Source organism: Paenibacillus cymbidii (assembly GCF_004764705.1).
Taxonomy (GTDB): domain Bacteria; phylum Bacillota; class Bacilli; order Paenibacillales; family NBRC-103111; genus Paenibacillus_AN; species Paenibacillus_AN cymbidii.
The window spans coordinates 80,734-103,504 of record NZ_SHLX01000001.1; the positions used below are offsets into that span (position 1 = coordinate 80,734).

Annotated in this window: 19 protein-coding genes; 13 read left to right on the plus strand and 6 right to left on the minus strand. The window is 58.5% G+C overall.

Annotated features, from left to right (window positions below; genetic code table 11):
* The first annotated feature begins 48 nt into the window (after positions 1-48).
* The 3 genes from EXY20_RS00320 to EXY20_RS00330 are packed head-to-tail and all read left to right on the plus strand — an operon-like array spanning position 49 to position 5,182.
* Positions 49-1,812, plus strand: coding sequence for a sensor histidine kinase (locus EXY20_RS00320; protein ID WP_135546449.1), 1,764 nt, complete (start codon positions 49-51; stop codon positions 1,810-1,812).
* A 1-nt stretch (position 1,813) separates the two neighbouring features.
* On the plus strand, positions 1,814-3,445 hold the full coding sequence (locus EXY20_RS00325; RefSeq protein WP_167858907.1) for a response regulator: 1,632 nt from the start codon (positions 1,814-1,816) through the stop codon (positions 3,443-3,445).
* Positions 3,446-3,469: 24 nt separating this feature from the next.
* Positions 3,470-5,182: a type 2 periplasmic-binding domain-containing protein gene (locus EXY20_RS00330; protein WP_135546453.1), complete on the plus strand. Its 1,713-nt coding sequence runs from the start codon at positions 3,470-3,472 to the stop codon at positions 5,180-5,182.
* Positions 5,183-5,205: 23 nt separating this feature from the next.
* On the opposite strand, the gene EXY20_RS00335 is transcribed toward EXY20_RS00330, so the two are convergent.
* The 3 genes from EXY20_RS00335 to EXY20_RS00345 form a co-directional block, all read right to left on the minus strand.
* Positions 5,206-6,090, minus strand: coding sequence for a polysaccharide deacetylase family protein (locus EXY20_RS00335; RefSeq protein WP_135546455.1), 885 nt, complete (start codon positions 6,088-6,090; stop codon positions 5,206-5,208).
* Between the two features lie 456 nt (positions 6,091-6,546).
* The gene (locus EXY20_RS00340; RefSeq protein WP_167858908.1) at positions 6,547-9,654 is read right to left on the minus strand and encodes an S-layer homology domain-containing protein; all 3,108 of its coding nucleotides are present in this window, start codon (positions 9,652-9,654) and stop codon (positions 6,547-6,549) included.
* 131 nt (positions 9,655-9,785) lie between these two features.
* The gene (locus EXY20_RS00345) at positions 9,786-10,994 is read right to left on the minus strand and encodes an MFS transporter (protein WP_235885323.1); all 1,209 of its coding nucleotides are present in this window, start codon (positions 10,992-10,994) and stop codon (positions 9,786-9,788) included.
* Between the two features lie 144 nt (positions 10,995-11,138).
* On the opposite strand from EXY20_RS00345, the gene EXY20_RS00350 reads away from it, so the two are divergent.
* Complete coding sequence (locus EXY20_RS00350) at positions 11,139-11,945, plus strand: AraC family transcriptional regulator (protein ID WP_135546462.1); 807 nt, start codon at positions 11,139-11,141, stop codon at positions 11,943-11,945.
* Between the two features lie 25 nt (positions 11,946-11,970).
* Positions 11,971-12,444, plus strand: a complete 474-nt coding sequence (locus EXY20_RS00355) for a DinB family protein (protein ID WP_135546464.1) — start codon at positions 11,971-11,973, stop codon at positions 12,442-12,444.
* Between the two features lie 148 nt (positions 12,445-12,592).
* On the opposite strand, the gene EXY20_RS38745 is transcribed toward EXY20_RS00355, so the two are convergent.
* The 3 genes from EXY20_RS38745 to EXY20_RS00360 are packed head-to-tail and all read right to left on the minus strand — an operon-like array spanning position 12,593 to position 13,506.
* Entirely contained in the window at positions 12,593-12,751 is a 159-nt protein-coding gene (locus tag EXY20_RS38745; protein WP_167858909.1) for a hypothetical protein, read from the minus strand.
* Positions 12,752-12,764: 13 nt separating this feature from the next.
* Complete coding sequence (locus tag EXY20_RS40220) at positions 12,765-12,893, minus strand: hypothetical protein (protein WP_268965865.1); 129 nt, start codon at positions 12,891-12,893, stop codon at positions 12,765-12,767.
* 19 nt (positions 12,894-12,912) lie between these two features.
* Positions 12,913-13,506, minus strand: coding sequence for a YdeI/OmpD-associated family protein (locus EXY20_RS00360; RefSeq protein WP_135546466.1), 594 nt, complete (start codon positions 13,504-13,506; stop codon positions 12,913-12,915).
* A gap of 259 nt (positions 13,507-13,765) precedes the next feature.
* On the opposite strand from EXY20_RS00360, the gene EXY20_RS00365 reads away from it, so the two are divergent.
* From EXY20_RS00365 to EXY20_RS00400, 8 genes are all read left to right on the plus strand, one after another.
* Positions 13,766-15,505, plus strand: a complete 1,740-nt coding sequence (locus tag EXY20_RS00365; RefSeq protein ID WP_167858910.1) for a type 2 periplasmic-binding domain-containing protein — start codon at positions 13,766-13,768, stop codon at positions 15,503-15,505.
* Between the two features lie 72 nt (positions 15,506-15,577).
* A complete protein-coding gene (locus tag EXY20_RS00370; protein WP_135546470.1) occupies positions 15,578-16,477 on the plus strand; it encodes an ABC transporter permease in 900 nt (299 codons plus the stop codon).
* Positions 16,478-16,504: 27 nt separating this feature from the next.
* A complete protein-coding gene (locus EXY20_RS00375) occupies positions 16,505-17,389 on the plus strand; it encodes a carbohydrate ABC transporter permease (protein WP_235885296.1) in 885 nt (294 codons plus the stop codon).
* Positions 17,390-17,543: 154 nt separating this feature from the next.
* Entirely contained in the window at positions 17,544-18,560 is a 1,017-nt protein-coding gene (locus EXY20_RS00380; protein WP_135546472.1) for an HD-GYP domain-containing protein, read from the plus strand.
* Positions 18,561-18,689: 129 nt separating this feature from the next.
* Complete coding sequence (locus EXY20_RS00385) at positions 18,690-19,556, plus strand: alpha/beta hydrolase (protein ID WP_135546475.1); 867 nt, start codon at positions 18,690-18,692, stop codon at positions 19,554-19,556.
* Between the two features lie 321 nt (positions 19,557-19,877).
* Positions 19,878-21,005: a mandelate racemase/muconate lactonizing enzyme family protein gene (locus EXY20_RS00390; protein ID WP_135546477.1), complete on the plus strand. Its 1,128-nt coding sequence runs from the start codon at positions 19,878-19,880 to the stop codon at positions 21,003-21,005.
* A gap of 42 nt (positions 21,006-21,047) precedes the next feature.
* Positions 21,048-21,800, plus strand: coding sequence for an SDR family NAD(P)-dependent oxidoreductase (locus EXY20_RS00395; RefSeq protein ID WP_167858911.1), 753 nt, complete (start codon positions 21,048-21,050; stop codon positions 21,798-21,800).
* A gap of 178 nt (positions 21,801-21,978) precedes the next feature.
* Entirely contained in the window at positions 21,979-22,755 is a 777-nt protein-coding gene (locus EXY20_RS00400; RefSeq protein ID WP_135546481.1) for a DeoR/GlpR family DNA-binding transcription regulator, read from the plus strand.
* Positions 22,756-22,771 lie beyond the last annotated feature (16 nt).

The window sequence follows — 22,771 nt, forward strand, 5'->3', positions numbered from 1 at the left end:
AACGGCAGGAACCGGCAGTCACCGCTAACCAATCGGAGGGAGATCCGCATGAAGCCGTGGCAACGGTTCGCGGTTCATTATACGATATTTCCGAAGCTCGTTGTCGCATTCCTGCTTGTGCTGGCCCCGCTTTATTTGCTCGCCCTGGTCATGAACAAGCAGGACGAAACGAGCGTCGGCGAAGAGTTGTCCAATTCGCTCGAATCCCGCGTCATTTTTTACGCCAATACGCTGGAGAACGAAAAAGATCATATTCTCGCCCTGCAGCGCGAATACGTCAACGACAAGGATTTGCGCCAGATCAGCTTCGTCGGCGGCATTCTCGCTCCGTACAGCTGGTCGGACACGGTGCTGAACATACAGAACAAGCTGCAGCTCATTCGCAGCTCCAGCGTCTATATCGAGAACGTAAGCGCCCATATTTTGACGATCGGCCGCACGATCTCAAGCAATTTGCCGCTGAGCGACAGCATCGCGGAAGATTACGCGGCAGTCAAAGGCAAACGCCCGGACAACGCGGAGTTCATCTATTGGCAGGATCGGCTGTACCTGAGCCTGGCGTTTCCCGACCCGCCGCTGCCCGGCCGCGATCCCGCTTACGTGCTGGCGATCGAGCTGTCGGTCGACAAGCTGAAACAGACGCTGGCGCAAATGACCAACTATAGAAACGCCAGCGCCATTCTGATGAACCCGTCGCAAGGCTGGACGATCGCAGGCGACACGGACGCTGCCGCGTTCGAACCGATTTCCCGGCTGCTGCAGCGCGAGTACGACGAGCGCCGGACCGAAGGCGTCGTGTCGGAAACGATCGGCAACGATTCCTATTTGGTCGCGTTTCGTTATTTGCCTTCGTTCGGCAGCTTCCTGAGCGTATACGTGCCGAAGCAGCAGGTGTTCGGCAAGCTGGATACGAACCGGCAGCTGTTCTGGCTGCTGTCCGCGATTTCGCTGCTCGTGGTCGTCGTGTATTCGTACTGGATATTCCGGCTCATCCACCGGCCGCTCAACGTGCTGGTCCGTTCGTTCCGCCGGGTCGAGGACGGTCAGATGGAGCCGGTTCAAGCGCCGCGCGGCCATGACGAATTTTATTACCTGTTCAATCATTTCAACGCGATGGTCGACAAGCTGAAGGTGCTCATCCACCAGGTGTACGAGCAGAAAATTCGCGCCCAGAGCTCGGAGCTGAAGCAGCTGCAATCGCAGATCAACCCCCATTTTTTGTACAACACATACTTCATCTTGTACCGGCTGGCCAAAGTGCAGGATCACGACGGCGTCATGCGGTTCAGCCAGCATCTCGGCCAATATTTCCAGTTCATTACGCGCAGCGCGGCCGACGAGGTGCCGCTCGGCGAAGAGATTCGCCACTCCCGCACGTATGTGGAAATCCAGCACATTCGCTTCTCGAACCGTATCCAGGTCGATTTTGCGGAACTGCCGGAGGTATGGCAGCTGACGCCCGTTCCGCGGCTGATCGTGCAACCGGTGCTGGAAAACGCTTACAAATACGGGCTCGAAGGCAAGCTGGAGGATGGCCGGATAACGATCCGGTTTCGGGAGCAGGAGGGCCATCTCATCATCACCGTGGAGGACAACGGGGAAGAACTGGACGAAGAGCGACTGCAGGAGCTAAATCTGCAGTTGATCGAGTTTTGCGCGGACCGCGAAACGACAGGGTTGCTCAATGTGCACCGGCGGCTGCAGCTCATGTTCGGCGAAACGTGCGGCGTGTCGCTGTCGCGCGGCGAATGGGGCGGGATGAAGGTGGAGCTGGCGATCGCCGCGGCACAAGTGGAGAATGGGGGAATCTGACATGCAACGCTTGCTTGTCGTCGATGACGAGCCGATTATCGTCGACGGTCTGTACGAGTTGTTCGCCAATCACGAGTCGTTCGAGCTGGAAGTATACCGCGCCTACAACGCCGCCAGCGCGATTGCCGTCGCGTCGCGGCTGCGCATCGATGTGCTGCTGACCGATATCGAAATGCCGCGCATGAACGGCATCGAGCTGGCCGAAGCGGTCAAACGGCTGTGGCCGGCTTGCAAAACGATTTTCCTGACCGGCTACAACAACTTTACGTATATCCAAAGCTCGCTGCGCGGCGGCGCCCTCGACTATGTGCTCAAAACGGAAGGCGACGAGCCGATCGTCGCTGCCGTGGCCAAGGCGATAACGCTGATCGCCGAAGAACGCAGCTACGAAGGGCTGATCGGCAAAGCCAGGTCGCAGCTGGCCGCGGCGCTGCCGACGCTGCGCAAGGAATATTTGGCCGAGCTGCTGGCGGGCGAACCGTCAACCGCGGCGTCGCGAGCGGTCCGTTTCCGCGAGCTGGAGGTGCCGATTGCGGCCGAACGGAAGGTGAACGTCATCGCCGGGCGCGTCGACGGGTGGCGGGACGATATCCAGCCCGGCGACAAGGCCTTGTTTTTGTACGCCGTGCACAACATCGCCGAAGAGTTTCTGGCGCCGCAGTTCGACGTTGTCCTGCTGCTCGAACGGCAGGACCGGTTCGTGTGGCTGCTGCAGCCGAAGCGACAAATCGGCGAAACGGAGTCGGAGCCGGCCGACTTTTACCACCGCGTGCTCGGCATCGTCGAATCGATTCAGGCGTCGTGCCGCGACTTTCTGAAGCTGAGCTGTTCCTTCGTCGTCGGCAGCGAGCCGTGCGATTGGGACGGCTTGCCGGACAAGTACGACCGGCTGCGGCTGCTGTTCGTCCGGGGACTGGGGCTGGACAAGGAAATGCTGCTGTCCGACCGCCACTTGTTCGAGCGCGGCGGCGGCCGCGAGGACGCGGGCAAAATCAAACGAATCCAGCTGCTCGAAACGTATTTGGACCAGAAGGATGCGGGCAAGTTTTTCGAGCTGTTCGACGAGATTACGGGGGCCGTCCAACTGGCCAGCCAAGCGGGGCTTGCGCTGGAAATTCATCACTGGCTCGGGGCGATCTTCCTTTCGTACCTGAACCGGCACGAGCTGGTCGAACCGCTGGCCGAAACGATCCATCTCGGCGCGTTGTTTACGATCCGCGAGCATACGTCGTGGGCCGAGGTGACGGCTTATTTTCGCCGCCTTGCCGAGCTTGCGTTCGCGCATACGCAGGATGAAAACGACTACGAGTCGGATGAAATCGTCCGCCGCGTGCACGATTTTATCCACGGCAATCTGGAGAAGGATTTATCGCTCAACCGGCTGGCCGAAATCGTTTATTTGGCCCCGTTCTACTTCTCCCGCCTGTACAAAATGAAAACCGGCCGCAGCGTCACCGATTACATCGCCGAGCAACGCATCCAGAAGGCGAAACAGCTGCTGCGGGATACCGATCTGCGCATCCTCGAAATCGGCGTCATGCTCGGCTACCATTCGCCGCCTTATTTTACCCGTTTCTTCAAGAAGGCGACCCGGCTGACCCCGCAGGAATACCGCGATACGGCCAAGGCGTAAGCAAGCGCATAAGGAGGGGTACGGATGGCGGCAACATGGAGCGGACGGGCGGCGCGCGGCGCGATCGTGCTGGCGATTGCGCTTGCGCCCGCGTGCGACCGCGGCGGCGAAGGCAAGTCGAAGCCGGCCCAGCCGGACGGGAGCCAGGCGCCTTATGCGGCATCTGCGCGCAGCGAGCTGAACGCACAGGGCAAGTTCGACCCGCCGCTGACGATGTCGATCGTGCGCAAAACGATCAACGGCACGAAATACCCCGCCGGCGAATCGATTTCGCGCAACATCTGGACCGATACGTACCGCGACATGCTTGGCATCGCGCTGAGCAACAAGTGGAGCATCGACGAAACGCAATACCAGCAAAAAATGAATGTGTCGATCGTGTCGGCGGATTTGCCGGACTTGTTCATGGTCAACTCCCAGCAGTTCCAGTCGCTGATCAACGGCGGTCAAATCGCCGATCTGACCGATGCGTTCAACCGGTATGCGACCGAATTGACCAAAAAATCGCTCGCCGGCGGCATCCTCCGCCAGGGCGCCTCCACGCACGGCCGGCTGATGGGCATTCCCGTCAGCGGCGGCAGCTACGACAATGCGGCGATGATCTGGATTCGTACGGACTGGCTGGCCCGGCTGCATCTGGCTCCGCCGAAAACGATGGACGACGTGATCGCCATCGCCAAGGCGTTTACGGAGCTGGACCCCGACGGCAACGGCAAAAAAGACACTTACGGCATGAACCTGAGCAAAAATTTGTTCGACGGCTACGCCGGGCTCGAAGGATTCTTCTCCGGGTATCACGCTTACCCCTACAACCCGTCCAACGGCAGCGGCGCCCAAACGATGTGGCTGAAGGACGGCAGCGGCAAGCTGGTGTACGGCGGCATCCAACCGGAAGTTCGCACGGCGCTCGGCAAGCTGCAGGAAATGTACGCGGCGGGCACGATCAATCCGGAATTCGCCGTGCAGGACGGCACGAAAGCGTCGGAGCTGGAAGTCGCGGGCAAAATCGGCATGCATTTCGGCGCGAACTGGAACGCCAACTGGCCGCTGATCAATACGCAGATGACCGACTCGAACGCCGACTGGAGCTTGTTCCCGCTCGTATCGGCCGACAGCAAGCCGGCATTGCCGATTATCGCCAATGTGGCGCCCTCCGATTTTTACGTCGTGAACAAGAAGTTCGCCAACCCGGAAGCGGTCATTCTCATGCTGAATCTGTACATGGATAAAATTTACGGCCCGAACGCGGACGAACGTTACCATATCGCCACGGAAGGCACGGACAATTTCAACATTTTCAGTTATGCCGCCATTCGCGGCGGTTTGCCGGAGAACAACCAGGACGCGCAGGAAGCGGTAGCGGCGGCACTGCGCGCGCACGACCCGTCGAAGCTGAACCTGGAGCAAACCGGCTACTACACGAACATCCTCAAGTACAGGGACGGGGACAAAAGCCAGTGGTGGGTCAACAAAGTATTCGGCGAAACGGGCTCTTATTCCATTCTCGGCGAATACAAAAAGTCGGACCGGTTTATGGTCAACGCCTTCTTCGGTCCGCCGACGCCGACGATCATCGAACGGGGCTCGACGCTGCGCGATCTGGAAACGGTCATGATGACGAAAGTGATTATGGGTGAGCCGATCGACTTGTTCGACAAGTTCGTCAAGGATTGGCGCTCGCAAGGCGGCGACCAGATCACGAAAGAAGTAAACGAGTGGGTTGACGGGATGAAATAGGGCTTGATCCGGCGACAGGCCGCTTATGGCGGTGTTGCGCCCGTCCTGGCGTCGGCGAAGCGGAACGCAAACGAATGCCGGCTCAGCTTGTCGAAGCGGAAGCCTTGATTTTTCAGGCCGTCGATGATGGCGGGCAGTGCTTCTACAGTCGTCGTTTTGCCCGCCGCGTCGTGCATCAGCACGATGATTTGCCGTTTGCCGCGGCTGGAACCGAGTACGGCGCCCACAATTTCCGCTGTCGGCTGAACCGCTTGCGCCGCATCCGTCGAGCTGACGTTCCAATCCACGTACGAATAGCCCTCCGCCTCCATAGAGCCGATGATCCGGCGCATGATCCCTTTGCCGCCCGCCTTGTCCGCCAGCCGGTTATTCGACCCGCCCGGGAAACGAAGCATATCCGGACGGAAGCCGACGGCCCGTTCGAGCAGATCGTTCAGCTTCTCCGTATCCGCCTTGTAAGCCTGGACGGAGGCGTAAATCCGCGCGTACGAATGGCTGTAGGTATGATTGCCGATCGCATGGCCTTCCGCAGCGATTCGGCGGTAGAGCCGGATGCCTTCCGGCGTTGCGTTGCCGTTGACGAAGAAGGTGGCGCGCACATCGTCCTGTTTCAAGATATCCAGGATGCGGTCGGTATGATCCGACGGCCCGTCGTCGAACGTCAAGTATGCGGTTCGGCCTGTCGTCGGTATCGTTGAAGCGGGAACCGGGGGCGGCGATGGAGCCGGCGTTGGGGTCGGGCGTGGCGCGGTCGCTGCCGGCGCCGCTTGCTGGATTAAAGCCGGGGAGACGGTGGCCGGCGCCCGCGTTTCCTCCTGAACGACATTCTCCTTGCAGCCTCCCATAAGGAGCAAACAAGCCGCCGCTGTCAGCAGCAGCAACAGTGGACGGACCTCTTTTCGCCGCATCCGTATCGCCTCCCCGTTATAACACCATATTTTCCCTCTCAAGGGTCAAGGGCCTGCCGGAATTAGTAGTTTTTGCGTGGAAGGCTTGTTTATGCGCCGTAAAACTGGGAAATGCCGGATGAGGCGTAAAATAAGCGAGCAAACTGCCGAGTACAACGAAAGACCCGCCGGCGCCGAGGTGCGCTGCGGGTCTCCATCTGTGTGCCTGTGTCAAAATAGGCCATGAAAAATGGCTTGTTTACCGCTTTTTATGGGTTGCGTCGAGAATAGCCAGTGAAAACACTGGCTATTCTGCTCAGACAGCTCGAAAATTCAACTTTTCAACGAAATAGCCAGCGATTTCACTGGCTATTTTGTTGAGTGCGTCTATTTTCGGCCCAATAGCCAATAAAACAGGGCTTATTTTGAAAAGCTGCCTGGTCGAAACAGGAAAACGGCAAACGGTTTCGACAAAGATCAGTTGACGGCTGTTTCGCTGCCGTCCGGTTGCCGGAACGCGTCGTGGGCGACAGCCGCTTCCGCGATGGCGGCGGCCGCGTCGCTCGAAGCGGGCACATCCGCGAACGGCGGCTTCACGCCGGACAACGGGCCGCGGCTATACAGCCGGTTCAGCGCCGTAACGGCTTCGGCGCGCGTCACCGGCCGGTCCGGCCGGAACGTGCCGTCCGGCAGGGCGGGCAAGGAGCCGCTGGCGATGGCTTGCATTATGGCCGCTTCCGCCCAGTGGCCGGCTGCGTCGTCAGGCTCGGCTGCCGAACCGACGGATGCCCCGGTGCTTGCCTTCTGCGGCTGCAGCCGGCCGGCGATCACGGCGAGCTCCGCCCTTGTTACATTGTCGGCCGGGCGGAAGGAGCCGTCCGGATCGCCCTTCATCAGGCCGGCCGCTTGCACATGCGCGATGGCGGCCGCTCCCCAATAAGCTGCCGGGACGTCCGGGAACGCGGCCGCGCCTCCGGTTGCCGCGCCCGGCTGGAGCCGGTCGAGCATAGCGGCCAGCTCGGCGCGCGTTACCGGCTGCTCCGGCCGGAATGTGCCGTCTTCGTAGCCGTTGATGTACGGTAGGTGCGTCAGCTTCTCCGGCGCAATCGAAACGATCGTAAACGTACTGAACTTGTCGACGCCGATTTCGATCGCGACCGGGTTGCCTTGAGCATCGTAAACGATCGTGCCGCGTTCCAGCGCCTTGTCGCCGTCGCTGTGTTCAATGTAGACGGCCAAGCCGGCAAGGAACGACGCGCGTTCCGCCGCGCCGGATGGAACGGCCGAAGCGTTGATCGGGAACCGCAGCGCAACCGGGCGGTTCTGCAAGTTCGTTTCGATCGTCATCGGCGTGCCGACGAGCTGTACGTTGCGTCCGTCAGCCGACTGCTGCACCAGCTCCGCGCTCAAGGTGCGCCGCTCGGCAACGCTGCGGTCTTCGGACGAACGAACCGGCACGAGCCGGAAGAACAAATCGTCATTCGACGACCAGTCGTCGAGCGACGAGGCAGGAACCTTCACTGTCACTTGTTCGGTTTGAATTTCCAGATCGAGTTTTTTGCCGGCCAGTTCGGCATACGCTTCCTTGTCGAGCGAAACGATTTGTTCGTCGGCCAGGCTGGAAGGAAGTTCATCGATGACGACGCGAACCGTGTTTTTGCCGTTCTGCTGCGCTTTGCCGGCCGCTTCGTCGACTTTGGCTTTTCCGAGCTGGACCGTATCCGTTTGCGTGCCGTCTTTGCCGGTCGTACGGGTGATGTCCACTTTGGCGGCGTTCGACGATTGGCCGTTCGGACCTACTTCGACATTCACCTGGCGTGTCGGCGGCTTCGGTGTCGTCGAAGGTGCCGGCGTTGGCGAAGAGGTCGGGACATACGACGTTTGGTACACAAACGTCAGCGTTGCGGCTGCCGATACGTTGCCTGCCGCGTCGCGAGCCGTCACTTGCACGGTGTGCGAGCCGTAGTATCCAAGGTATGTTGGCGTGTACGTCCATTGTCCAAGGCCGTTCGCCGGCACCTCGTGATCGACGCCGTCGATGCGCACGATCACGGTGCTGCCGGCTTCTGCCGTGCCGGTGAAGGTTGGGAACGTGTCCTCATAGCTCGAATTGTTGGCCGGCGTGGCGATTATCGGCACATCCGGCGCGATGTTCGTATTGACCGATACCCACTGCGAGTAGGTGGTGACGGACACGGATTGATCGGTAATATGTGTCATTCTCAGCCTGTAACGGCCGATGGAATCGTTGGCTAATCCTGTTAAAAGGTAAGTTGCTTCCGTGACGTTAAACAGTTGGCCGTCGTTTTCCCGCTCGATGGTCACGTTTGTCGCCGCGTCCAGAATGTCCCTTTTGTCGTAGGGGTCCGTACTCTCGTTCCACGGCAGCAGCAAGGTTGCATCGTTGGCATGAACGCCGGTGACCGACAGGAATGGGGATTTGTACCCGCCGAGCGGGGTGAAAACTTGAGGACTGGAATTAATACGGTCAGTCTTTTGCAGATCCACTTCGTCGCTCTGATCGACAATCGCACTGACGTCGTACAACAAATTTCCCGAGAAGGTGTTTACTGCCTTCAGTGCTTCGCCTATGGTGACGGCGTTGTTGGTCGAATCGAGCAAAAGCCCCGGATCGCTGTCGCTCGAGCGCAGCTTCATCGGCCTGGGGGTAGGATAATAAGCCGTCCACGTGCCCTGCATATCCAGGCCGGCTCCGTTTCCTTGCAGCGTGTTTCCGTAGATGGCATAATCGGCGGCCATAAAGGCGATCGTGGCGATGCCGCTGCTTGTGTATCCGTCCTGATGCGTGCTGTCGAAACCGGAGATGGTGTTTTTCTTTACCGTACCGGTGCCGCCGTATAAGTAGATGCCGTATTCGTATCCGTCGTCGGCTTCCAGGCGATTGGGGTAATCCGTACCAACGAACGTGTTATTGTCGATCAGTGTCGTTCCGCCGCTGATCGCGATGGCGGCACGAAACGCGTTGCTGCTGCCGAAGCTGCTATGCTTTACCGTAGTCGCCGTTGCTCCGGGTTCGGCAAAAATGCCGTAGCTTCTGGCGTCACCGCCGGGACTGTCGTCGTTGTTGTAGAAGCCGCTGAATGTCACGGTGTCCAGTGACAGGCTCCCGCCGTCCTTGACCGCGATGGCGGCGAAGATAAAGTGATTTTCCTCCGCGTTCCCCGGATCGGAGTCTCCCTTCAGCGTCACGTTCTCCAGCTTGAAATCCTTGTATACGGCCAGAAGGACACTGACACCGTTAAAGGGGCCAATGGTGTTGTCGTCGGTACGTATGATTTTATCGCTCAAAGGATTCCTAGCTTGGATCGTGGCGCCATTGCCTTTGATGGTCAAATTCCGTTCGATTTTGGTGCCGTCAAGCTCGTACGTCGTGGAACCATTCAGATTAATCGTAGTCACGTCCGGATTGGCCAAGTAGTCGGCGAGTTCCTCCGTATTGTTTGCCGTAACTTCCGGTCCGACGCTGGCTTGTGCCGCGGGCAGGTAGCTTCCCGCCATGATTGCACTTGCGAACAGACAAACAAGCAGGCACTTGGCAATGATGTTGTTGAAACGCGATCGCATAAACACCCTCCTCGATTCATATAGGTCAATTGTATCATAACGATAAGTCGGGTGTACCAATTTTTTCAATTTTGGTTTCATTTTTCGACAGATACAAGTTGCTATTGGCGAGGCATTTGCGGGTGGCAGTTTCAGGCGCGGCCCATAATCGACTTGTCCTTGGGCAGCAGGAAAGCGATGGCACCAAGCAGCGGCAGCCAGGCGCAAACGTGCATCATCGTCGAGATGCTGACGGCGTCGGCCGCCCATCCGAGCGCAACCGAACCGATCCCGCCGAGGCCGAACGACAGGCCGAAGAACAGCCCGGCAACGGTGCCGACGTGTCCCGGCAACATTTCTTGGGCGTAGACGATAATGACCGAAAACCCCGACATCAGAATCAGGCCAATGCAGGCGCACAACACGATCGCCCAGGCGTGGCCGGCATAAGGCAGCAGCAGCGAAAACGGCGCCGTGCCAAAAATCGACAGCCAAATGACCGGTTTGCGCCCGAAACGATCCGCCAGCGGACCGCCGAGCAGCGTGCCGACCATGCCGCCGAACTGCAGCACGAACAGGCATACCTGAGCTTGCTCCAGCGACAGGCCGAACCGTTCCATCGCGTAGAATACGTAGTACCCCGTCATGCTGGCCAAATAGACGAACTTGGAAAACAGGAGCAAAATAAGCACGGCAAACACGAACGTCACGTACCGGTTGCTGAAACGCCGCTCGGCGGTTGGCGCCGTCCGGTCCTTGCGCTCGCGGGCCGCCACTTGCCGTTTATACCACTTGCCGATCGCCAACTGTACGACTATGCCGATAACGGCGAGCGTGGCGAGCCAGATGAAGCCGCCTTGTCCCCGCGGAACGATGAAGAAGGCGATCAGCAGCGGCGCCAGCGTCTGGCCGGTATTGCCGCCAATCTGGAAAATCGATTGGGCGAGCCCTTTGCTTCGGCCTGCGGCCATATGCGCGACGCGCGACGATTCTGGATGCAGGATCGAGGAGCCGACGCCGACCAGGGCTACCGCCCCCAGCAGCAGCATGAAGCTGCTCGCAAACGCCAAACCGACCATGCCGAGCAGCGTAAACAGCATGCCCAGCGGCAGCAGCAGCGGCATCGGCTTGCGGTCGGTATACCGGCCGATGAGCGGCTGCAGGATCGATGCGGTGATGTTCAGCGTAAAAGCGACCCAGCCGATCTGGGCAAAGCTCAAATCGAGCGACTGCCGGAAAACCGGAAATCCGGCCGGAACGGCGGCCTGCATCGCGTCGTTCAGCAAATGCGCGAAGCTGACGCCCAGCAGCATCACCGACGTACGCTTGGCCGACTGCTGTACGGCCATGGAAGTGCTCATCGTGTTCATTGCGTTCACCCTATCCGTTTTTTTAGTCTTTATCGTAAAAAAATCGGACCGGTCTGTCGCCGTGAAAATTGCGGCGAATGAAAGCAACTTTTGCTATACTGGGGAGATATCAGTCGCGAGGGCGGGGGAAGGGCGATGATCGTCAAATTCGATACGCCGCAGATGAAGCTGTGGAGAATCGAGCAGGAGCATAGCCACTCGACGCATATCCACGAGCGGGAGTTTCAAATTACGGTGCCGATTTACGGCACTTGCCGGTTCGCGGCGCGGCACCGCACGTATGAGCTGGCTTGCGGCGAAGGGTATGTGCAGTACCCGGCGGAGCCGCACGAGCTTCACATCGACGGCGGAATGGGCGTCATTGTGCTGCAGGTCGACCGGGACAGCTTCGCGTCGTTCAATCGGCAGCGGTCGTGGGAGCCGGAGCAGCGGCAGCGAATCGATCCCGCGAAGCTGAACGGCCAGTTCCGCAAATGGGCGACGACACTGCTGCTGCACGAGCAAACGGAGCCGCTTGCGGTGCAAGAGACGGAGACGCAGGTGCTTTATTATTTGTCGCGGGTGCTGAAGGGCAATCAGGCGCATCTGCGCGATGCCGCCGTTGCCAGCGCTTCCGCCGCCGATCGGCACTTGGCGCGGGCGCTGGATTATTTGCACGAGCATTTCACGGACAAAATCCAGCTCGACGAGCTGGCCGCAATTGCGCTGCGAAGCCGGTTTCATTTTATTCGTTCGTTCAAGGCTGCCCTTGGCATGACGCCGTACCAGTACATGCTTGTGTTGCGCGTGGAAGAGGCGAAGGCGCAGCTCGGCAGCTCGGATGCCACGGTGACGGAGATCAGCTTCCGCATGGGCTTCGCGAGCACGAGCCAGTTTTACCGCGCGTTCGTCAAAATGGTCGGCGCCACGCCGGAGCAGTACCGCAGCGGGCTTCGGCATTGAATTTTGCAGAGAAGGGGAGAGGCCGTTGAACGGCGATTTTCACCGGGACTGGCTGTCCGGCAAATTCGAGGAAATTCGCAGACGGCTGTTGCTGGCTTTGCGGCAGCTTGACGACGAGCAGGTGAATTGGCGTCCGGATCGTACGAGCCACAGTATTGCGACCTTGATCCGGCATATCGAAGGCAATATCCAGGAGCGGTTCTTGAAGGGTATTTTGAGGCAGGAAGTGCAGCGGAACCGGGAGGAGGAGTTGTTGCCCGTTTGCTTGCGCAGAGAGGAACTCGAGCGCATCGTGCAGGAACGATTCGCCAGCGTAATCGAAACGGTGGCCACGATAACCGACGAAACGCTGCTGGGCAAGCAGCAAGTTCGCAGCCGTGAGCGCACGAACCTCGATATGCTGCACCAATGCGCGGCTCACTACTCCGAGCATATGGGGCAAATTTTCTACATTGCCAAACATCTGTTGCAGGAGCGTTATCGTTCGACGTCGATCTGAAAACGCGGGCCGCCGGGATTGGAGCAAATAAGGCGGAAAAACCGGCTTAAATCGCCGTCGGTGCCCCAGTCGGAGCAAATAAGGCGGAAAAACCGACTTAAATCGCTGCCATCGCACTGAACGGAGCAAATAAGGCGGAAAAACCAACTTAAATCGCTGTCGTCGCATGGAACGAAGCAAATAAGCTGGAAAAACCGGCTTGAATCGCTGTCGACTTCCAGAACGAGTATCCCGCCTCATTCCAATGCAGCACCTCGATATCGATTTGTTCGGCGCCGACGGTTTCAAGCAGCTTCGCAAACGCCAACTTCCCGTAGCCCTTACTTCTGCTGTCGCGACCAATGAAAAAGTGCCGCAATCGGGTTGTCGTGCCGCTCATCTTCAATCAGCTGCTTGTTCAATGCGGCAAGGAGAGGCAGATCGCCGTCCGTGCAGGATCGAATGTTCATTTCATTCACAAGCCCCTTCCTAATCGTTTAACCCTTTGCCTTCGAGAATGTGCGGCACGTATTTGTCCACTCTGGCGGCGCGGGTTTTCGATTGTTTCGGCTGGGCAAAGTAAAACAAATACCCCTTTTGCCGCCCCGCCGTCAACGCGGCGAATGCCGCTTTCAAGGCGGGCATTTCTTCGCATTTCCGCGCAAATTCCTCCGGCACGGCGTAATCCTCCGTCTTTTTCAAGCTCACCTGCAGCCCGGCTTTTTCCACTTCGATCGCTGCCCGGATATACGCTTGCACAATGTCCGCCTGCGCCGCGATTTCCTCCACGCCCGTGAAGCGGATTTGGCGCGCCGCCTGCACATGCTCCGTCTGCTGGATCAGGATGCCGCGAGCATCCGGGATCAAGGCGCCCTTGTGAAACAACAGCGCGCAGTATTCGTTGAACCCGTGGATCAGCACGATGTTTTTGTTCCCGAACGTGTAGCAGGGATGCATCCACTTGAAATCTTCGGTCAACCCGCAGCCAAGCGCGATTTCCCGCAGCAGCTCGAATTCTTCCTTCCACTTGCGTGCCTTTCTTAGAAACCCGTCCACCTTGGGATTCCTTATAACGGTTGTCATCCAGATTCCCCTCTCATCGTTGCCCGGTGCCGGACAAGGCTCGAGCTTACCCCCTCATCGTACCACAAATGGTGCCGTTCATGCCGTCAGCCGTTCCCGATTCGCTTCGATTTCCCGCGAATTTCGCTCCATTGCCCCGTCCGCCGCAACATGGCATCAAAGGATAAGGCGTAGCCAATGTTCAATATTTCCCCCGCAGAGCGCAGACCGCATAATGAAGGCGTAGGAACATTATGCATAGATCATGGAGGGGAAGGAAATGGCAAGCAAGAAAGCCAGTATTTCGGCTTTGGCGGCAATGATGGCGCTTTCCGCCGCGCTCGCGGCATGTTCGAGCAAAAAAGAGGAGCCCGGCGCGTCGTCTTCCGCATCGCCGTCGTCATCGACAGCGGCTTCGGCGTCGGCAAGCCCCGCGGCTCCGGCGGCAGCGGACGGCCCGCTCGGCAAATATGCGTCGCCGATCAACATCACAACGGTGCGCAGCACGAATCCGTCTGCCGTATATCCGGATGGCGACTCGATCGACAACAACACCTGGTACCGCGAATACCAGAATTCGCTGAACATCAAGGTGACGAACAAGTGGGCCGTCACCGACCCGCAGTATGCGAACAAAATCACTGTCTCGATGGTCGCCAACGACTTGCCGGACATTTTCCAAGTCGACCCCCAGCAGTTGAAAATTTTGGTCGACGCCAATCAAATCGCCGACTTGACGAACGTGTACAACAAATACGCTTCCGACCTGACGAAAAAAGCGATGGACCAATCGGGCGGCATTATGAAACAAGCCGGTACGTTCAACGGCAAGCTGATGGGACTGGCGCAGGACGGCGGCGCCCAAAGCGACATGCAGATGATTTACGTGCGCAAGGACTGGCTTGACAAGCTGGGTCTGCAGCCGCCCAAAACGATCGATGACGTGATCAAAATCGCCATCGCGTTCGCCAACGACGATCCGGACGGCAACGGCAAGAAGGACACGTTCGGCCTCAGCCTCGACTACAACCTGTGGAACGGCTGGTCCGGACTTGACGGTTTCTTCAACGCATACCACGCCTATCCGTACAATCCGGCCAAAGGCTCCGGCACGCAGCTCATGTTCCTCAAGGGCTCGGACGGCAAACCGGTGCTCGCCGATACGCTCCCGGAAGTAAAGACGGCGCTAGGCAAGCTTGCGGAACTGTATAAAGCCGGTGCGATCAATCCGGAATTTAGCACGATCGACGGCAACAAATCGGCGACGGTCGCCACCTCCGGAAAAGTCGGCATGACGTTCGGCGCCACATTCGTTCCTTCCTGGCCGATCAACAACATGAAGAAGGACGATCCGAAAGTAGACTGGCAAGTGTATCCGCTCGTTTCGGCCGACGACAAGCCGCTGATGGTGCAAAGCATGTCCGGCTTGCCGAAAAAGTTTATCGTAGTGGGCAAGAACAGCAAAAACCCGGAAGCCGTCATCAAAATGCTGAACCTGTACATGGAGAAGCTGCTTGGCCCGAATCCGGACGAAAAATACCATGCTGTCGTCGTCAATGGCAAAAATGCCGATATTTTCAACCAGGCGGTCGTCAAATCCGGCTTCGCCGACACGAACGTCAATGACGGCACCGCCGTACGCGAAGCGCTGAAATCGGGCGATACGTCCAAGCTTTCGGCAGCGGCCAAGACGTACTATGAAAAAATCAAGCTGTATCAAGGCGGCGACCTGACCCAGTGGTGGCAATACGTGACTTGGACGGAAGGCGGCGCTTACGACATCCTCGGTCAGTACATGAAGAAGAACATGGTCATCACGTCCGCATACTACGGGCAGCCGACGGCGACGATGGTTTCCAAGGGCCCGTCGCTGCGCGACCTGGAAGCGACGACCTTCACCAAAATCATTATGGGCTCCCTGCCGCCCGACGCGTTCGACACCGAATTCGTCGCCAAATGGAAGGCCCAGGGCGGCAACGATATTTTGCAGGAAGTGGCCGAAAGCGGAAGCTTCAAATGATGCGCAATTGCGAGGGGGACGGGGGGCGGCGCCTTTCGTCCCCCGTTTCACATGGAACGGGAGGAACCGGTTATGTTTCGTAAAAAGTGGCGGATTGAGCTGCCCATGCATCTGATGATTTTGCCGGGCCTCGTGATGGTCCTGATCTTCTGCTACATCCCCATGGCCGGTCTTTCCATCGGGTTTCAGGATTTTAAGCCGACGAGCGGCTTGTTCGGCTCCGAGTGGGTCGGACTTAAGCATTTCAAGTACGTGTACAGCTTGCCGCAAACGACGCAGGTCATTCGCAACACGGTGGTTATCGCCGTGATGAAAATTGCAGCAGGTCTCATTGCGCCGATCGGAACGGCGCTGCTGCTGAATGAAATCCGCAAACGCTGGTTTAAACGAACCGTTCAAACCGTTATTTATATGCCGCACTTTTTGTCTTGGGTCATTTTGTCCGGCATTCTCCTGGACGTGCTGTCGCCGAACACGGGCATTCTGAACCAGACGCTAAGCTCGATCGGAATCAAGCCGATTTATTTTCTCGGCAATGAGCACTGGTTTCCGTATGTAATGGTCATTACGAACGAGTGGAAGGAATTCGGCTTCGGCACGATCGTGTACCTGGCTGCGCTCACCAGCATCAATCCGGCGCTGTACGAGGCGGCTGTCATCGATGGCGCAACGCGGCTGCAGCAGACGCGCTACGTGACGCTGCCCGGCATGCTGCCGATCATCATTCTGATGACGACGCTCAGTCTCGGCAACGTATTGAACGCGGGCTTCGAGCAGGTGTTCAACCTGTACAGCCCGTCGGTTTATTCGACGGGGGACATCCTCGACACGTATGTGTACCGGCTCGCGATGATTAATGCGCAGTTCAGCGTAGCGACGGCAGTCAGCATTTTCAAATCGGTCATCTCGTTCTTTATGATTTCGATATCTTACCTGATCGCGTATCGGGTCGCCAATTACCGCATCTTCTAGCATGAGCGCCGGGTGGGAGGATTTCCGTTGATTACCGAAAAAACTTGGCGACACACGCTGTCGCAAACGCTGCTTTACGTGTTTCTGTCGTTGCTTGCCTTGATCTGCATTTTGCCGCTGATCAATGTGCTTTCGATCTCGTTCAGTTCAATTCGCGCGATTCAGTCGATGGAAGTGACGCTGTGGCCGGTGGAAATGACGCTCCGCTCGTACCGGTTCGTCGCCGGCAACGATGCGTTCCTCCGTTCCATGGGTGTAGCGGCGGAGCGGGTGCTGCTCGGCACCGTCATCAACCTGTTCATGATCATCCTGACCGCTTACCCGCTGTCCAAGGAATCGTCGCAATTCCATTTTCGCACAGGTTATGCCTGGGTGTTCGTGTTTACGATGCTGTTTGCCGGCGGGCTCGTACCGACGTACTTGGTCATCAAGGAACTGGGTCTCATGGATACGATGTGGGCGCTCGTCTTGCCCGGCGCCGTACCGGTGTTCAACGTCATTCTGCTGCTGAACTTCATTCGCTCGCTGCCGAAGGAGTTGACAGAGGCCGGATTTATCGACGGAGCGGGGCACTGGACCATGTTATGGCGGATTGTCGTGCCGCTGTCGCTGCCCGCGATCGCTACGGTTGCGCTGTTCGTCATTGTCGGGCACTGGAACGAATGGTTCTCCGCGTTAATCTACATGAACAATCCGAAGCATTATCCGCTTGCAAGCTACCTGCAAACCGTCGTCGTCCGGCGCGATTATTCACAGATGGATCCGACCGAATTGGCGTTGCTTATGCAGCTTGACGACCGTGCGGTGCACTCGGCGCAAATTTTCCTCGGGGCGCTGCCGATCTTCTGTGTATATCCGTTCCTGCAGCGGTACTTTTTGACCGGTATCGTCATGGGGAGCGTAAAAGAATAATGCATCCCGCAACATAAACCGCACGCGGCCGTTTTTTTGGTCCTGGGCGGTTTTTGTCGTTTTTTTCAGAAATTTGTAAGTTTTCATCTGTATAATGGGAGGCGACCACGTACGCATATGAGATGGAAAAGGTGGCCGTAAAGGTGATGAAGCAATGAACGGACTGACTCCGGAACAATTAGCGGGCTACTCCTGCAAGCGGGATATCATCAACCGCAACGGCCTTGTCCTCGTACCGGCGAACACGCCGCTTGCGGCAGGCCATTTTCACTTGCTCATCAACCATGGCGTCGACTGGAACACATACGAGTTCGAACCCCCGCGCGTGCAAACGAACGAAACGCTCGTCACGAAAGCCAGCGAAACGATCCGCGGCATGTTCCAGCTCATTCGCGACGAGAAACGCATTCCGCTGGAGGAAATCAATCAATCGATTTTGCCGACGATTTACCAGGCGACCGATTTTCCCAATTTGTTCAGCGTGCTGTCCGGCCTGCAGGCCAAGGACGACTATACGTACCGCCATAACATCGGCGTCGGCGTCATTTCGACCCTGATCGGCAAATGGCTGCAGCTGAACGCGGACGACCTGTCGCTTCTGAGCACGGCGGCGACGCTGCATGACGTCGGCAAAATTCACATCACGGACGACATCCTGAACAAGCCCGGCAAATATACCGAACAAGAATACGAAATTATGAAGAAGCACACGATTTTCGGCTACGAAATTATTATGAATTCCCCGAACGTTTCGCCGCGGATGGCGCTGGTGGCGCTGCAGCACCACGAACGGGAAGACGGCTCGGGATATCCTTACGGCATCAAAGGCGATCAGATCGATTATTACAGCAAAATCGTGGCGGTAGCCGATATTTTTCACGCGATGACGTCGAAGCGGGTGTACAAGGACGCGATGCCGTTTTATTTGGTCGTGCGGCAAATGCAGGGCGGAGGCTTCGGCGAGCTGGATCCGGCGATCTGCAGCTTGTTCATTCGGCGGATGATGGAACTGGCCATCGGCAACGACGTGATGCTGACCGACGGCAGGCAGGGCACGATCAAAGCGGTCAATCCGTTCGATCTGGTCAATCCGCTGATCGAGATGGATGGCGGCAGCTATGTCGACTTGAGCCAGAACACGGACGTCAATATCGTCGCTTTGGTGGGATGAAGGGAAATGGAGCCCCGGGTTGCGGCAAATCGTGCTTTTTCATGATCAGTCGCATGGTAAAATAGGGTGTCGGCATTTGGCAGCGGCCGCCTCGAAGGGCGGTTGATTGTGGTAATAGGGGGCATCTGAATGGCAGAAACAGCGTTTGGGCATGAAACGATCATCTATAAGGAGATTGACGGAAGAAGGCTGCGGCTGCTGGTGAGCCGTCCGGAAGGGTGGAGCGACGGGGACGACCGGGCGGCCGTCGTCTTCATTCACGGCGGCGGCTGGCAGGGCGGGCAGCCGGAAATGTTCCTGCGCCACAGCCGTATGTTTGCGGCGCGCGGCGCGGTGGCGTTCAGCGTCGAATATCGGCTGATTCCGCGTCAGCATCAGGAGCCGCCTGCAAGCGGAATGGCACAAGACGTGGAGACGTGTATCGCCGATTGCCGCTCCGCGATGCGCTACATTCGCCGGCACGCCCGCGAGCTTGGCGTCGATCCGCAGCGGATTGCGGCCGTTGGCGATTCCGCCGGCGGCCATCTGGCGGCGAGTCTGGCGACGATCGACGATTACGACTCGCCCGGCGACGATCTGTCGGTGTCGGCGACGGCGAATGCGGTTGTCAACTGCAACGGGATTGTCGATTTTACCGGGCGGTGGAAGAAGTTCGTGCCCGAAGCCGATGCCGAGGGCGGCGATGCGGTTCGCGCCTGGCTGGCGCGGCACGAGCATGCCAAAGCGCTGTCGCCGCTTTATCGCATACGTGCCGGCCAGCCGCCGATGCTGCTCATGCACGGCTTGCGGGACGAGGTGGTCGTGCCCGAGGATGCGGAGCGTTTCTACGAAGCGTACACTGCCGCCGGCAATGAAGCGCAGCTGGTGTTGTACGGCCATTTGGCCCATGCGTTTGTGTTGTTCGATTACACGGCGGCGGAGCGCGACGTGCTGCAAGCCGTCGCCGGCATCGACGCGTTTTTGACGGAGCGTGGGTTTTTGCCGCCGCAAGGGTGAGGGCGCAGTTAAACGAAATAGGTTATGAAAAATGGTCTATTCGCCCATTTTTAACCGGCTCGACCGAAATAGCCAGTGAAAACACTGGCTATTGTGAACAAACGGCCCCGAATTGGCCGCTTATCAGCGAAATAGTCAGCGAAATCGCTGGCTATTTTTCTGATTCGGACCATTTTTGACGGAATAGGCAAAAAAAGATGGCTTATTTCGAGTGACGCCTAACGAGTACCTCTTGTCTGATGCGGCGGATGAAGCGATAATGGGAAGGGAAACGTTTCCGCGACCCTAAACGCGCCAACGTTGCGATGAAGGAGGAACAGGATGCGCATTGTCAAAATCGAACCGATGGGCCTGCGGTATATCGAGCCCAACGATTACAACAGCACGCGGCATACGATGTTCGTGCGCGTGGAAACCGACGAAGGAATCGTCGGCTGGGGGGAAGGCATGGCGATGTGGCCGGAAGCGGTGGCGGCAACCGTCGCCGTCGTCGAGCATGGGCTCGGCCGATTGCTGCTCGGCGCCGACCCGCTCGAGACGCTGGCGCACTGGCACCGGCTGAAGGAGCATACGTGGTGGTACGGGCTCGAAGGCGGCATCGCGTCGTTCGCGATCAGCGCGCTCGATATGGCGCTATGGGACATCAAGGGCAAGGCGCTGGAGCAGCCGCTTTACAAGCTGCTGGGCGGCGCTTGCCGCGACAAGCTGCCGGCCAATGCAAGCATTCATGCCAAGCTGGCCACGCATGAAGAAAACGCCCGCGAAATCGCCGGCTATTTTGCCGCAGGGTATCGCTCGTGCAAAGTCGGCTTCGGCAAAAACGGCCATGCCAGGCTCGGGCAAACAATGGAGTACGACATTGGCTTCGTGCGCGAGGTGCGCAAGCTGATCGGGCCGGATGCCGAGCTGATGGTCGATATCGGCGCCAACGTCAAGTGGGACGTCGCGCATGCCGTCAAGATGACGAAAGCGTTCGCCGAATACGGCGTCGACTGGATCGAGGATCCGTTCCCGCCGAACCGGCTGGCCGATTACCGCGAGCTGCGGGCGGCGACGAACGCGCGGATCGTCACCGGCGAGCGGCTGACGACGCTCGACCAGTACGACGCGCTGATCCGCTCCGGCGTCGCCGACGTCATTGCGATCGATCCGGCGCGCACCGACGGCATTACCGGTTTCGGGCAAATCGCCGCACTTGTCGGCAGCGCGGGGCGCAAGTTCAATACGCATTGCTGGTGTTCGGCGCTGACGACGGCGGCCAGCCTGCACTTGTCCATCGCTTCGCCGCTGGCGCCAATCATGGAGCTGAAGCCGCTGCGCAATCCGATGCAGCACGACATCGCCCGCAATCCGATCGAACATCGGGACGGCTGGGTGCACAAGCCGGAGGAGCCGGGACTTGGCGTTGACATCGACGAAGAAGCGGTGCGCCGGCTGCGTTTTTTGTAAAGGAAGCCATGGGGACTTCAAGAAGTAAAGGAGATGCGGAAGATGGCACGATTCAGCGGGCAGATTGCGATTGTGACCGGCGGCAGCGGGGGACTGGGGGCGGCTCTTTGCAAGGCGCTGGTCGCCGAAGGAGCGAAGGTATACGCAACCGCGTTCGACCAAAGCCGGGCGGAGCAAAACGGGCGTACGGCGCTTGCTGCCGAAGCGGGGATAGCGCTGGAGTACGTCGATATCCGGCAAACCGCGGAGCTGCAGGAATGGGTTGGCAGCGTGCGGCGGCGCGAAGGGCGGATCGATATGCTGGTCAACGCGGCGGGGGTATGTCCGCTCGACGATTGGCGCGACGTGACGGAAACGATGTGGGACGAAGTGTTTGCGGTAAATGCGAAGGCGGTGTTTTTTGCCTGCCAGGCCGTGCTCGGCGGTATGATCGAACGAGGCAGCGGCGCAATCGTCAACGTTGGGTCGGTCGCCGGCTTCAACGGCGGGCTGGTAACGACACCCGCATACGGCGCTTCCAAAGGCGCGGTGCATACGCTGACCAAATGGCTCGCCGCCAAGGCCGCTCCTTCGGGCGTACGCGTCAATGCGGTAGCGCCGGGCCCGTTTCGCAGCGCGATGACCGACGCGTTTACGCCGGACATGCGCGAGCGGCTGTCGCGCAATACGCCGGACGGCAAGATCGGCGAGCCGGAAGACGTGGTGCAGAGCATTTTGTTCCTGGTCGATTCTGCCGCGAGCGGCCATATCACGGGCACTACGCTTGACGTATGCGGCGGGTTGTACATGCGGTGAAATGTACTTTTGCGTTTGGGTATCGGTTGCCGGTTGCCGGTTTCACAGGCAATCCCTGTTCGGCATGCTTTCATACAAAGAAAATAAAAGAAATAAAAAGATTTAAATAGGTATCGTATTGTGAATTTCTTTGTATTATACTGAGGAAAACAGGTTATCGAAGAAGAGGGGCAGCAGCATGTTGGCGATCGAACGCCGCAATGGCATTGCCGAACTGGCACGGGATCGGGGCTCGGTCACGGTAGCCGAACTCAGCAAACGGTTTGACGTAACGGAAGAAACGATCCGCAAAGATCTCGAGAAGCTGGAAGCGGAAGGCCGGGTGAAGCGCGAACACGGCGGGGCGATCGGCGTTGGCGATCCCGGAGCGGAGCTGCCGTTTGCCGTGCGCAACGCGGTCCGCCAGGAGGAGAAGCGGCGCATTGCCGAGGAAGCGGCGAAGCTGGTTGCAGACGGCGAAGTCATTGCGCTCGACGCCAGCAGCACGTGCCTGCAGCTTGCCGCCCGGCTGAAAGACAGGCGCGAGCTGACCGTCGTCACCAATTCGCTGCAAATCGTGCACGTGCTGAAAGATTCGCCCGGCGTTGCGGTGTTCTGCACGGGCGGTATCCTGCGCACGCCGTCTTACTGTTTCGTCGGGGAATCGGCGGAGGAGATGATCGGCAAATACGTCATCGGCAAAGCGTTTCTTTCCACTCGCGGATTGACGCTCGACAACGGGCTGCTGGAGCCGAACGAGCAGGAGGCGCGGATGAAAAAAACGATCATTCGCGCGGCGAGGGAGCTGATGCTGCTGCTGGATTACAGCAAATTCGGGCAGACGGCGTTTTACCCGATCGCGCGCATCGATCAGGTGCATACGCTCGTGACGGACGACCAAACGCCCGAGTCGTATGCCAAAGCGTTCGAGCAGCAGGGGGCAAAGGTAATCGTAGCGGCAGCGGCGCGGAATTAACGGGGCCGCGGTCTGC

Excerpts from the sequence above, each read along its gene's own strand:
- EXY20_RS00325 (WP_167858907.1), top strand. The coding sequence starts at position 1,814 with ATGCAACGCTTGCTTGTCGTCGATGACGAGCCGATTATCGTCGACGGT.
- EXY20_RS00390 (WP_135546477.1), top strand. The coding sequence starts at position 19,878 with ATGCGCATTGTCAAAATCGAACCGATGGGCCTGCGGTATATCGAGCCC.
- EXY20_RS00330 (WP_135546453.1), top strand. The coding sequence starts at position 3,470 with ATGGCGGCAACATGGAGCGGACGGGCGGCGCGCGGCGCGATCGTGCTG.
- EXY20_RS00395 (WP_167858911.1), top strand. The coding sequence starts at position 21,048 with ATGGCACGATTCAGCGGGCAGATTGCGATTGTGACCGGCGGCAGCGGG.
- EXY20_RS00400 (WP_135546481.1), top strand. The coding sequence starts at position 21,979 with ATGTTGGCGATCGAACGCCGCAATGGCATTGCCGAACTGGCACGGGAT.
- EXY20_RS00335 (WP_135546455.1), bottom strand. The coding sequence starts at position 6,090 with ATGCGGCGAAAAGAGGTCCGTCCACTGTTGCTGCTGCTGACAGCGGCG.
- EXY20_RS00365 (WP_167858910.1), top strand. The coding sequence starts at position 13,766 with ATGGCAAGCAAGAAAGCCAGTATTTCGGCTTTGGCGGCAATGATGGCG.
- EXY20_RS40220 (WP_268965865.1), bottom strand. The coding sequence starts at position 12,893 with ATGAACATTCGATCCTGCACGGACGGCGATCTGCCTCTCCTTGCCGCA.
- EXY20_RS00370 (WP_135546470.1), top strand. The coding sequence starts at position 15,578 with ATGTTTCGTAAAAAGTGGCGGATTGAGCTGCCCATGCATCTGATGATT.
- EXY20_RS00380 (WP_135546472.1), top strand. The coding sequence starts at position 17,544 with ATGAACGGACTGACTCCGGAACAATTAGCGGGCTACTCCTGCAAGCGG.
- EXY20_RS00320 (WP_135546449.1), top strand. The coding sequence starts at position 49 with ATGAAGCCGTGGCAACGGTTCGCGGTTCATTATACGATATTTCCGAAG.
- EXY20_RS00345 (WP_235885323.1), bottom strand. The coding sequence starts at position 10,994 with ATGAGCACTTCCATGGCCGTACAGCAGTCGGCCAAGCGTACGTCGGTG.
- EXY20_RS00385 (WP_135546475.1), top strand. The coding sequence starts at position 18,690 with ATGGCAGAAACAGCGTTTGGGCATGAAACGATCATCTATAAGGAGATT.
- EXY20_RS00350 (WP_135546462.1), top strand. The coding sequence starts at position 11,139 with ATGATCGTCAAATTCGATACGCCGCAGATGAAGCTGTGGAGAATCGAG.
- EXY20_RS00360 (WP_135546466.1), bottom strand. The coding sequence starts at position 13,506 with ATGACAACCGTTATAAGGAATCCCAAGGTGGACGGGTTTCTAAGAAAG.
- EXY20_RS00340 (WP_167858908.1), bottom strand. The coding sequence starts at position 9,654 with ATGCGATCGCGTTTCAACAACATCATTGCCAAGTGCCTGCTTGTTTGT.